Here is a 12,371-nt window from a genome sequence, read left to right on the forward strand (position 1 = left end):
CTTTAGCTTTTAATAAATTGGTTGAATTGGCTGTAAATAGATTTTAGCTCATAAGCTTTTGCACGTTCTAAGCTTAGACGACTAAAGCGTTCTCTTTCAGCTGGATTTTGATGGTAATAATCTAAAGCTTTACTTAGTCCGATATGATCGTCGTTATTAACCAACAAACCATATTTTCCTATATGAAACTCGCCATTTTTTATGTTAATTGGTTCGTTTTCGTTAAGTAATTCTAACGGACCAGACAAGCAATTGGTAGATACACTTGGTAAACCAATAGCCATAGCTTCTATTAATGCATTTGGGAAACCTTCCGTAAAGGATGATAACACAAAACATTGATTATTTATAAGATACTCATTTACTTTTTTTACTCTTCCTTTGAGTGTAATTTGATCTTCTAATTTAAACTTTGCTATTTCTTCTGTTAGATAAGTTCTTAAATCGCCATCACCGAGGATAGAAAAATCGTAATATAATTTAGATTCCTTTATGGCTCTAACAACCATGATTTGATTTTTTCTCTTATTGATGGTGCCTGCTGTAATAAGCTTTAACTTGTTTGTGTTGTTGTTTAGGCTTTCAGGATGTATTGTTTTGCTTGGTAATTCTATTGGATTATAGATAACTTCCATAGGAATTTTTATACCAAAATTATCTTTTAAATCTTCATTTATATAAACCGAATTAGAAAACAACTTATCACATTTATTATACAAAATAGGGTAGAAGATCTTAGAAATATAAAAGGATAGTTTGCTAGTTACATTGTCTGAAGGAAAACCTCTTTCGCTAATAATTGTTTTTACTTTTTTATTGAAAGTAGACACAATTCCATTTATTAAATTAGGAAACGCTAAAAACGAAATAGAGATTTCAATATTATTCTTTTTAATAAATCGGTAATATCTAAAAATAAAGCTAATTGAATCAAAAAACTTCTTGTAGAAAGGTCTGTTAGCATGTTTATCGCTCATAGCGAAAACCTCTACACCTTCAGGAACTGGAAAGTGCAAAACTTTATGAAAAAGGACTAAAGTAACATTGTAATCATGTCTTAATTCTTTTAAGAGTAAGCTAATGACTTTTTCTGCACCACCACTTGCAAGTGATATGCTTAAGATGGCAATATTTTTTTTCTGATTTGGGGTCATAAAATTAATATCTTGTTGATATTATGCATATTAGTGTCAAACATAGCAACAATTAATAGACTAAACTTATTTTATCGATAATTGTAGATTTTCTATGTTAAAAAGAAAAATGAATTATTTCTTCATCACCTCTAAAAAAAGATCTTCATATTCTTTTAAAATCTTTTCACTATTAAACTTTTTGTATACAGAATCTCTGATAACACTAGGACTCCAGTTACTTTTGTTGACAGCTCTAACTATATTTTCAAGATATTCTTTTTCTTCTTTAGCAATAAGTCCATTTATTCCAGGCTCTATTATTTCATTTAATCCACCTGGTGCATTAAATGCCAAAACAGGTGTGCCAACAGCACAGCTTTCAATTAGAGAATTAGGGAAGCCCTCAACATAAGATCCTTGAAGAAAAAAGTCATGTTCTGCCAAATACTTAGATACTTCGTTTGTATATGGGATATGTTGTATCTTATCCTTAAGATTGAGCTGTTCAATTAATCTTAATAATGGTTCCTTTTCGCCACCATTTCCTATAATAGTGTACTTAAACGGTATATTTAATTTAGCTAAAACTCTTAATATACGTTCATGCCCTTTCTGCTTTTTAAGTGCTGCAACAGAAATGAATTTAGTTTCATCTTTATTAATTTTATAATTATTTTTTAAATCAAATTTATCCGTAATAGGGTTATTAATCACTCTAAGTTTATTCTCAGGGATTTTATAATTGTTAAGCATGTCTTGATACATATCATTTGATTGACATATAATCATATCAAGTAGTTTATAGCTTTTACTTGGTGAAATAATATTGCCTAATCTTTTGGATTGTTTTTTATAGTTTTTAACCACACTTAATACATTAGCTTCGCGACCAATAAACTTGGTTTTTGGAAAGATTAAGGAAATTATTGCCATAACAGAATTGATATGAGCTATAGAGCTTAAGACAATATCAGGATTAAGTTTTCTTAATATCTTTATAAGAGACGGAATTGAAGAAGCAACCCTATTCTTATTCAAAAAATAAACAGGTATATTTTTAATCTCGTATTTACTATTCTTTTCATACCCAACAACAACAAGACTGCTGGTAAATTTTGTTTGATCTATATTTTCTGATAAAAAAGACATTACTCTTTCAGCACCACCAGCGTGTAATGTAGGTAAGACAAAAACAATCTTAACTTTTTTCATAATATGGTTTTAAATGTGAGTGATAATAGATTTGATATCTACGTCACCAATAATTTTTGCAGGAACTCCTGCTATTGATTTTGATTGTTCTAAGAAAGTTTTATTGACTACAGCATTAGCCCCTATTGCACAATTATCGGCAATTTCTATATCCCCATAAATTTTAGCTCCAGGGCCAATGTAGACATTATTACCTATAATTGGGGCTTTTTTACTACCTCCGGATGCACCAATGTTAACACCAGCATGCATTCTACAATTCTCACCAACTTCTGTAGCAATATTTACTACAATAGTTCCATAATGTACAATAGCTAAACCAGGACCAAAAACGTTTGGAGGGATTGAAAAACCTAATTTAACAGAAGTTTTTTTGAATAAATACTTTAGGTAATAAACATATAGTTTTAGAACTCCATTGTTTTTGCAGTTACTATAATATTCAAACTTTCTAAGTCGTTTCTGAAAAGTCCAGATAGGATTTGGCGAAATAAATTGAATTATTCTACTTTCAATATTTGTAGATTTTATGCCTAAAGCAATTTTATCTTTTTTAAGATAATTTTTATAATCCGATTTAGATTTAATCATTTTGTAGAATTCTTAGATTAAAATATTTGTTCAACCCAATGGAAACTTGATTAGCTACTTGTTCATGACCATAGCATGTCCAATGAGAATCATAATCGAATGTCCAGGACTTATCGTGGCTTGAATCAAGAACAATGGTGTTGAACCCGTACTCTATAGCTAATTTAATAAATGTATCATTAGTCTTTGGGTGGAAAATTAAAGTTTTATCAGATGTTTTGTAATTATCAGTTATATATTTAAAAAGTTTAGTTAATTCAATTAGATACTTCTTATGCTGGTCATTTTCATGTTGTTTATCAGGTAAAGACTCTTCTTCTGATTTATTACCAGTAGTATTGTTTATCGGGTACCTATTGTAAAAATAATATAATAACTTCCAATTGTAAAGAACCTTTTTTAGACCAGGTGATTTCATTACACCATATATTATTTGATTTTTGTTAAGATTTAATTGAGTGATGTCTGACATTTTTTTTATTTCACTTATACTTTCATAAAAATCATTATCGTTAACATATATTAAAGTTTGTACTGGTTGTAAAGTGTCTAAGTCTTTACTAATCTCCATTGCCTCTATAAACGAAACACCAGATCTTCCTGCTTCTAAAAAATTATATTTTGTCATTTTTTGCTTTAATAAAGCTCCTTGATGACATTCATTTGGGTTCATGAAATTTTCTATATATGAATCACCTATAATAGTTATTAGATTTTCATAAGAATTTGGTAAATCTCCAGGCCACCCTAAGTCATTAATTTTCCATTTATGATTTCCACCTTTCCAATAACCTGTCTGATTTGTAAGATATTTTTGAATGCCTGAATTGTCTATTGTTCTTTGTGGAATATCTGAAACAGAATGAGTTATTCTAACAACTAATTCCCCAACTATGATTAGAAATAGAACAAATAGTAAAAAAGTTTTAATAAATTTCTTCATCAATTTTAAAATTGAAAATAAATAAACTCTTGTTGTTCACCGGTAAAGCTAAATATTAGGATTACCAGAAAAAAGTAGAAGCTCCATCGAATAGGTTTTTTCAAAAAGTCTACTTTTTGGATTGCATACTCACCAGATCTTCCTAACCATTCAATAGCTAAGAAGAAGATTAGCAGTCCTAAGATGGTCATAGGTAAAATCTCAGGTTTGGTAAATAGGTTAGCTGTAAACATGTTTTTTATATATATAAATGCATTGGTCACATTGTCTGCTCTAAAAAATATCCAAGCGATAAGGGTTATAAAAAAAGTTGTTGTCATCTGGAATAATTCTCTGAACGAAGGAAAATATTTTCCTTCAGCGACTAAATTGGTATTAACTCTATTTTTATTTAATAAAAGTAATGGTAAAAAATAAAGAGCATTCAACGCTCCCCAAACAACAAAGGTCCAATTGGCACCATGCCAAAATCCACTAACAATAAAAATAATGAAGGTGTTTCTTATCTTCATTTTAATACCTCCTCTACTGCCTCCCAAAGGGATGTATAGGTAGTCCCTAAACCAAGTTGATAGTGATATGTGCCAACGCCTCCAAAACTCAGCGATATCTCTCGAAAAATAAGGAAATGCAAAATTTCGCTTAAGGTTAAATCCAAACAAACGAGAAATACCAATAGCAATATCTGAATAACCAGAGAAATCACCATAGATTTGAAAAGCAAAGAAAAAGGCACCTATTAAAAGTGTGCTTCCTGAATAGTCATCTTGATTGTTAAAAATTGTATTGGCATAAACCGCGCAATTATCTGCAATAACGACTTTTTTGAACAACCCCCAAAGTACTTGGCGCAATCCATCTACGGCATGTTCATACACAAATTGTCTTTTTTTATGAAATTGAGGTAGTAGGTTAGTGGCTCTCTCAATTGGCCCGGCAACTAACTGGGGAAAGAAACTGACAAAAGCCATGAATCCTAAGAAATCTTTAGTAGGCTCCAATTTTTTATTGTATACATCAATAGTGTAACTTAAGGTTTGAAATGTATAAAAACTAATTCCGACCGGAAGTATTATATTAAGCGTGTTAATACTCAGTTGTCCACCAAAAAACGTAAATGATTCAACTAAGCTATCCACAAAGAAGTTATAATACTTAAAGAATCCTAAAAAGCCAAGGTTAACACAAATGCTAACCCATAAAAACACCTTGCGCTTGGATTGTTTATCTTCTGAATTGAGCTTTAGGCCAATGGTATAATCTACCAAAGAGCTAAATAGTATTAAAAATAAAAACCGCCAATCCCACCAGCCGTAGAATACATAGCTCGCAACGGCAATCAGTAAGTTTTGTTGCTTTATGCGATTATTACCAATAAGCCAATACAAAGTAAAGACAATTGGCAAAAAAATGAAAAATTCTAGTGAATTGAAAAGCATAAATTAAAATTACTGTAGGTTATTATCTTTTTTTAGTAAAAATGTTTCAACTTAATATGTTAGACAAAATTATTCTTTGAAATACATTTATTTAGCTATCATAAACATTATGATTTTTTGTGAGTTTTATTTACTAATAAGTTTGTAACTCTTAAACAGAAAACTTTAAAGCCAGGCACAAATAAATACAATAAGGTTCCATATGTAAATGTGACAGCTATAGTAACTTGAAGTGCATATAAAATCCAGTTTATAAGATTAATATTTTCAGAATCATATATAAAGAAATCTTTAACAAAATTTATTGTAAAAACTGATACTGCAAAAACCAACATCATAGGGAGTAATCCCTTCCAATAAAGAAAAACACTTTTCTTAAACCCATTTTTATATAAGAAATAAGGTTTCCATAAAACAGCAATTAAAAATAAGCTTACAACCGTTCCTAGAACAATACCAGATATACCAAATATTATTCCGAAGGTAAATGATATTGCTAGGTTTATTAACGCTTCTGTTATTGCTGCCCATGTATCTGAGTATAAACCATATGCATTTTTAAAACGTTCTATTGGTGAGCTAATTTGTATCATAAAGAAATTAGCTATCATCAATAATAATATTGTGTCAGATAAAATATATTTTTCACCTAACCATAATAAAATAAAAGCGTCCATTGTGTGGTAAATAATAATACTAAAAAAACCAGCGATAAAGAATTGAATAGCAATAAGTTCCCAAAGTACTTTTTTTATGTTCTCTTCATCATCTTCTGCAATTAAATTACCAACCGCTGAACCTGTACCAGCAAAAGCCATTTTTACAAGCCCAATAAGCTTAAGGAATATTAATTGGTAGTTACCAAAAAAAGCAACGCTTTGTAAATTAACCAAAGCATAAATTAGAAGGTTATCCGTGCCATTTTTTACAAAAGCACTCATTTTATGAAAAAAAACTTGTTTAATTTTTATAATTATTTCTGGGTACTCTTTAATAATCTCAGTTTTCTGCGAAGAATTAATAATTAGCCAAGGATATTCTTGTTTTATTTTATAGCGCACTACAATACTATACATTATACTAAATAATAATTCTAGTGTAATGTATAAGTAGAAACTTTTAAAATATAGAGCAACAATAACCTGAAGAATAACACGAGATATATTGAAAGTTTGAAAATATTGCTGAACGATGTAGCCTTTCTGGTCAGCACCCAATAGGCTAATATGGTAATTGACAAAATAGCTAAGAAGTACCGATATTAATAATGAATAAAAGACATAGTATATCAGAGTCAATGAAAAAGGAGTTTGTTCAAAAATCAAAGGAAAGAAAATAGAAATTAGAAAACCAACTCCAAAAATAACATATCCAATTTTTTTGTAGAGTACACCTAAGAGCGCTATAATTTTATTTATTTCTTTATGGTTTTTGTCAAAGATAGGCTTGTAAAGAGTAAAGCCAATGGCTGTTCCAATACCCAATTCAGCCAAATTTAAAAAGCTAAGAATACTCCTTAGAGTAGTTTCTAATCCAATAAACTCATCTCCGAGATTATCTAAAAAAATCTTTCTAGAAAAGAATTGTACAAAAATTGATAGTATAAAGAAAAACACACCAACTTTTGCATTTTTTAAAGATTTGGAGACTCTAGACATTTATGCATTATTATGATAGACAATAATATAAAATGATTAGTACAATTATTAATTTTTATGATAATTTACCGTAAAAACCGTCAAAAGTGCAAATAGGTAACAGTCAAACAACATATAATTTACTTAATTCATACTTTCCGTCATTAAAGTCAATTTTTTTATTCTACTACTATATTGTTAATAAGCTTGTTATAACTTTCATATATTCAAAACATTCTCATTGTTAATAAGCCTTTTATATTTTATAATTTCGAATTTTTACGACGTAAGTTATTTTTTTGTAGGAAAAAACCATGTATTGTTAAAAAAAATATATATGTAATCTATTTTAGTGTTTTTAAACGTATTTATTTGAGTTTTATAGATAAAATGAAAAAATAATAGTATTTTCTTACAAAAAAAAGACTTTAATCGAATTTTAGTGTATTTAGACTTTGTGATAGATTTTAAATAGTTAATATTGTTATACCCCAAATAATTGATTAATAGAAGAATGAAAATGAAACCCTTAGAAAACCTACTTAATTGCAAAAAACCTTATGCAATATTTTTACTAATAATTACACTTTCTCTAACCAATTTATACAGTCAACAATTAGCCTTTCCTTCGGCTAATGGAGCTGGTTCATATACGACAGGAGGCAGAGGACTTGGTGTTTATCATGTTACTAATTTAAATAACAGTGGTGCAGGTAGCTTACGACAAGCGGTTATTGATGCAGATAACGCTGGAGGTGGTACCATTGTTTTTGATATAAGTGGTGTTATAAATATAACTTCTACTTTAGGTTTTACAGATAATCTTACCGTTGCCGGACAAACAGCACCCGAAGGTGGAATAACGATTGATGGTGAAAGAGTTTTTGTTTCGGGAGTAGACAATCTTATTGTAAGATATATACGATTTAAAGGTGGTATAGATGGAGGAGATGATAGTGTAACTGTTAGAGGAGATGTTACCAACCAGATTTGGGATCATTGTTCTTTTTCATTTGGCGATGATGAAGCTGCAAGTTGGTATGAGACACAAAGTAATAAAACTGTTGATAATCTAACTGTACAACGTTGTTTATTTGGTGAAAATTCTAAAGGTTCTATCGTAGGTGGGCAAACAGGTGGTGCAACAACAGGTAATATCAGTTTTAACAAAAACTTATTTTATAATACGAGTCATAGATTTCCAAATGCTTCAGGTGTAAACGCAAATATTGAAGTAATAAACAATATAGTTTGGGGTGTAGGAAGTAGGCTTGTTAGAGTTAATGGTGAAAATCAAAATTTGAATCATATTGGAAATTATTATGATTTTGGAGAAAGAGGTATGATTGATGATAGATTACATATGTTTAGCTATGAAACGGGTTACCCAAATATTTATACTTATGGTAATAAGATAGTAGGGCAAAGTCCATCAAATCCACTTACATATTCGTTAACAGAAATGAATGCCGACAATACGCTTTCCTGGAAGCATTTTATTGACGGAACAAATACACCTTTGGGAACAAGAAACAAAGGTGATCAGTTAGAATCTCAGTATTTTTCAAATACTCAACACCCATTGTTAGGAAATACTGTAACAATTACGACTGCTGATGAAGCTTTGGTTGATGTGAGAGAGAATGTAGGTTGTAATGCGAGATTAAATGAAGACGGAAGCATAAGTGACAATTTAGATGTCCTAGACCAAGAATGGTTGAATAATGTAAATCAAAACATTCATACTACATTTTTAACTACAACAAATTATACGGTTCCTGAAATTATTTCAATAAATAGAGAAAATAATTTCTACCAATCGAATCCTCATATACCAGAAGTGTGGTTTAGTGCCAATGTTCCTAGTGGTCAAGATCATAATGATATTGCTCCAAGTGGCTATACTTGGTTAGAAGAATATTTAAATCAAGTAGATAATACAGCTCCAATTCCTGTTGTTAACATAACAGGTGTAAATATAACACCAGACACTGCTGAGATTTTAACTTCAGAAACGGTTACACTATCAGTGACAGTAACACCCAGTGATGCCACTGATCAATCGGGTGTATGGTCAAGTAGTGATGAAACTATAGCTACTGTGGATGAAAATGGTGTCGTTACTCCTGTTTCAGAAGGCGAAGTTACCATTACATTCATCACTAATGATGGTGGATTTTCTGATTCATCTGTTATAACGGTTTTGCCAGAAGCGTTCGAGGCGAACGCAGGACTAGACCAAACTATTTGCCAAGGGGAGTCCGTTGTGCTCTTAGCATCTGGTGGAACAACTTATTTATGGAGTAATGGTGAAACTACAGATTCAATTGAAGTTGCTCCAACTGTTACAACTACCTACACCGTTACAGCATTTGACGATTTTGGAAATAGCGATGACGACAGTGTAACTGTAACAGTCAACGAATTACCAAATGCCGAGGCTGGTGATAATCAAACAATTTGTTTGGGGGAAATAGTAACACTTACAGCAAGTGGTGGTAATGATTATCTTTGGAGTAATGGCGAAACCACAGCATCTATTTCTGTTTCACCAACCTCTAGCACAGTTTATACAGTAGAAGTAACGACTAATGGTTGTTCAAGTACTGATGATGTAACAGTGTTTGTTAATACTATACCTGAGATAACTATTAGTGATAACGTTACTATTATGAATGGTGAGACAACAACACTTACTGCTACAGGCGGTGACAATTATATATGGAGTACAGGAGAAACAACACCTTCTATAGAAGTAAGCCCAATAGAAACAACAACTTATACTGTTACTTCTAGTAACGGAAATTGCGAAGCGACTGCACAAGTTACAGTAACTGTAATACCAGAACTTGTAGTAGATGCTGGAGAAGATGTGGTAATATGTAATGGAGAAGAAGTTGTATTAACAGCTTCAGGTGGTGTAAGTTATACTTGGAGTACAGGTGAGACTTCGTCTCAAATAACAGTAAGTCCTGCCACGACGACAACCTATACAGTAACAGCTGAGGATAATTTTGGAAATTCAGATTCAGATACGGTGACTGTAACGGTTAATGAATTACCGATATTAACAATAACCGAAGATTTAACAATTATTGAAGGTGAAACTGTTCAGTTGAATGTTTCTGGTGCATCCACATACGAATGGAGCACAGGTGAAACTGGAGATACAATTACTGTGAATCCAAATACAACAACAACATATTTTGTTATCGGTACAACAGAAACATGCTCATCACAAGCTCAGGTAACGGTAACGGTTGAAGAGGTATTAATTGTGTCTGCTGGTCAAGATGAGAATGTTTGTGAAGATGATAGTTATGATGTTGTTTTAACAGCAAGTCCTGGAGATAGTTATTTGTGGAGTACAGGTGCTACGACTCAAAGTATTATTGTTAGTCCATTATCTACAACAACTTATAGTGTAACAGTTACTTCAGGTATACAAGAAGATACAGATGATGTTACTGTCTTTGTAAACCCTAATCCAGATGTTGTAATATTAAATGGAGAAAGTGTTGATATAATGAGTGGTGATTTTGTTACATTATCAGCATCGGGCGCAAACACCTATGAATGGAATAATGGAGCTACACAACCAAATATCGCTGTTAGCCCTTCTCAAACTACAACATATGAAGTAAGAGGTTATATAGGTGATTGTTACGATGAAAAGCAAGTAACTGTTAATGTTATACCAGAAGTAGAGGCAGATGCTGGTGAAGACCAAGAGATTTGCTTAGGTGATGTAGTAACTTTGGTAGCGAGCGGAGGAGATGAATATGTTTGGAGTACAGGTGAAACAACACAATCTATTCAAGTATCTCCAGCAGAGACAACAGAATATACTGTCACAGTATTCAATGCACTTGATTTTGATGAAGATACTGTAACTGTATTTGTTGATACCAACTGTAATGACGTTGGGGTAATTGATGATCCTATTGATGACCCTGTTGATGGCGCGCCCTTAGAGTTTGAGTTTTCGGTATTTCCTAATCCAGCCAATGAATACGTAGATATAAAACTTTCAGGAAGTGATCAATTAACAAGTTTTTATATTTATGATTTAACAGGAAAGCTTATATATCAACGAAAAGTTGAAAATGAAAGTTTAAGTGTCTCTTCTACAACTAGAGTAGATGTCAGTAGTTTAAGACCTGGTATATATTTGGTTAAATTAGTCGATATAAAAAGAGATTTGTACAAAAGACTAATTGTAAAATAAAATAAGTCAACAAGCAATATTAAAAAGTAGATAAGTTTAAAACTTGTCTACTTTTTTTATCCAATAGCCAGAGTGTTTTCTTCTTCAATTTTATCGGTTTTAATATCATTTTTAGCTACCTCAATTTGGTATTGAATCCACATTGCAGCAAAGGATACATAATAAAATGTAAAAAAGTTATGATTAGCCAACAAAAAGAGTGATAACGCAATTGACTGCATTATCAAATTAGGTTTTTTATTAAAATAGAAAATACTCATGACTAGAAGATATCCAATATATAACACAAATAAAATAAATGGTAAAATACCAGCTTCACCAAGTACCATAAGATAAGAATTATGTACACCTAAACCATGACCTTCTTTTCCAGAAAAAGAACCATAACCATTTCCAATTATTGGGGATTCTAGTATCTTATCATAAAATCTTGCCCAAGTGTCGGCTCTTGAATCTTCATTTATCTCCTCAGTATCTACGCCTTCATTATTTACTATACTTTTTAATTGTTCGAATCTAGGGTTGTTGAGACCTACAACTTCATCAATAAAAAAAAGTGTTCCAATAATTAAAAACCCTAGACCAAATATTCTGATATTTTTTATACTTATTTTTAGAGAAATAACGTTGATTAATAGCCAAATTACTATAAAAGTTCTTGAAAAGGTTAACAATCCAGCCAGCGTAAACAAAAACTGACCAATAAGCTTTGCTGTTACGTTTTTTAACCCGTACGTAGTAGCATAGCCTGTGATACAAATAAAACCAGCAACATTAGGGTTAATGTAAAACCCTGCGTATCTACCATAATCACTCGTTAAAAAAAGAGCTTCTAATGGAATAGTAAGAGCACCAATTAAAAAAAATATATTAAATTCTGCTATGCTGGTATTCTTTACTAATTCGTAAGCACTAATAAGATATATAAAATACTTTATGGTGTCGAATATAAACCCTGATGTCAACCCAATAAATTGGAACCCACCAATCATAAAGAACAATATTGAAATAATTATCAACCACCAATTAGGACGTGTTTTTTTTTCAAAAAAATAATAAATTGCAAGAAAAAGAATTGTTAAATAACTTAATAAACTACCTAAAGCTGGACCAAAACTAAATAATACTACTGACGGGATATTCAATAATACTAAACTGAAAGTAACATACTTTAGTAATTTCATT

8 protein-coding genes are annotated in these 12,371 nt (G+C 31.1%); 1 reads left to right on the forward strand and 7 read right to left on the reverse strand.

Features of this window, described 5'->3' with window-relative positions:
* Positions 1-2: 2 nt before the first annotated feature.
* The 6 genes from V1468_RS08720 to V1468_RS08745 form a co-directional block, all read right to left on the reverse strand.
* The gene (locus tag V1468_RS08720) at positions 3-1,154 is read right to left on the reverse strand and encodes a glycosyltransferase (RefSeq protein ID WP_331809853.1); all 1,152 of its coding nucleotides are present in this window, start codon (positions 1,152-1,154) and stop codon (positions 3-5) included.
* 114 nt (positions 1,155-1,268) lie between these two features.
* Positions 1,269-2,348 carry a glycosyltransferase gene (locus tag V1468_RS08725; protein WP_331809854.1) on the reverse strand — a complete coding sequence of 360 codons (1,080 nt, stop codon included), beginning with the start codon at positions 2,346-2,348 and terminating at the stop codon, positions 1,269-1,271.
* Positions 2,349-2,357: 9 nt separating this feature from the next.
* Positions 2,358-2,939, reverse strand: coding sequence for a serine O-acetyltransferase (locus tag V1468_RS08730; RefSeq protein WP_331809855.1), 582 nt, complete (start codon positions 2,937-2,939; stop codon positions 2,358-2,360).
* Positions 2,932-3,882, reverse strand: a complete 951-nt coding sequence (locus tag V1468_RS08735; protein ID WP_331809856.1) for a hypothetical protein — start codon at positions 3,880-3,882, stop codon at positions 2,932-2,934. Before V1468_RS08735 ends, V1468_RS08730 begins: the two co-directional genes overlap by 8 nt.
* A 5-nt stretch (positions 3,883-3,887) precedes the next feature.
* Positions 3,888-5,321, reverse strand: coding sequence for an MBOAT family O-acyltransferase (locus V1468_RS08740; protein WP_331809857.1), 1,434 nt, complete (start codon positions 5,319-5,321; stop codon positions 3,888-3,890).
* 107 nt (positions 5,322-5,428) lie between these two features.
* The gene (locus V1468_RS08745; protein WP_331809858.1) at positions 5,429-6,979 is read right to left on the reverse strand and encodes a lipopolysaccharide biosynthesis protein; all 1,551 of its coding nucleotides are present in this window, start codon (positions 6,977-6,979) and stop codon (positions 5,429-5,431) included.
* A gap of 499 nt (positions 6,980-7,478) precedes the next feature.
* Between V1468_RS08745 and V1468_RS08750 the strand changes: the two genes are divergently transcribed.
* Positions 7,479-11,186 (forward strand): Ig-like domain-containing protein, encoded by a 3,708-nt coding sequence (locus tag V1468_RS08750; protein ID WP_331809859.1) that lies wholly within the window; start codon positions 7,479-7,481, stop codon positions 11,184-11,186.
* Positions 11,187-11,242: 56 nt separating this feature from the next.
* Here the strand turns inward: V1468_RS08750 and V1468_RS08755 are convergent, their stop codons facing one another.
* Positions 11,243-12,370, reverse strand: coding sequence for an O-antigen ligase family protein (locus V1468_RS08755; RefSeq protein ID WP_331809860.1), 1,128 nt, complete (start codon positions 12,368-12,370; stop codon positions 11,243-11,245).
* Between the last annotated feature and the right edge of the window lies 1 nt (position 12,371).

Source organism: Winogradskyella poriferorum, from assembly GCF_036553625.1.
Taxonomy (GTDB): Bacteria; Bacteroidota; Bacteroidia; order Flavobacteriales; family Flavobacteriaceae; genus Winogradskyella; species Winogradskyella poriferorum.

Coding starts and splice junctions, on each gene's coding strand:
- V1468_RS08720 (WP_331809853.1), bottom strand. CDS start 1,154: ATGACCCCAAATCAGAAAAAAAATATTGCCATCTTAAGCATATCACTT.
- V1468_RS08755 (WP_331809860.1), bottom strand. CDS start 12,370: ATGAAATTACTAAAGTATGTTACTTTCAGTTTAGTATTATTGAATATC.
- V1468_RS08740 (WP_331809857.1), bottom strand. CDS start 5,321: ATGCTTTTCAATTCACTAGAATTTTTCATTTTTTTGCCAATTGTCTTT.
- V1468_RS08750 (WP_331809859.1), top strand. CDS start 7,479: ATGAAACCCTTAGAAAACCTACTTAATTGCAAAAAACCTTATGCAATA.
- V1468_RS08730 (WP_331809855.1), bottom strand. CDS start 2,939: ATGATTAAATCTAAATCGGATTATAAAAATTATCTTAAAAAAGATAAA.
- V1468_RS08725 (WP_331809854.1), bottom strand. CDS start 2,348: ATGAAAAAAGTTAAGATTGTTTTTGTCTTACCTACATTACACGCTGGT.
- V1468_RS08745 (WP_331809858.1), bottom strand. CDS start 6,979: ATGTCTAGAGTCTCCAAATCTTTAAAAAATGCAAAAGTTGGTGTGTTT.
- V1468_RS08735 (WP_331809856.1), bottom strand. CDS start 3,882: ATGAAGAAATTTATTAAAACTTTTTTACTATTTGTTCTATTTCTAATC.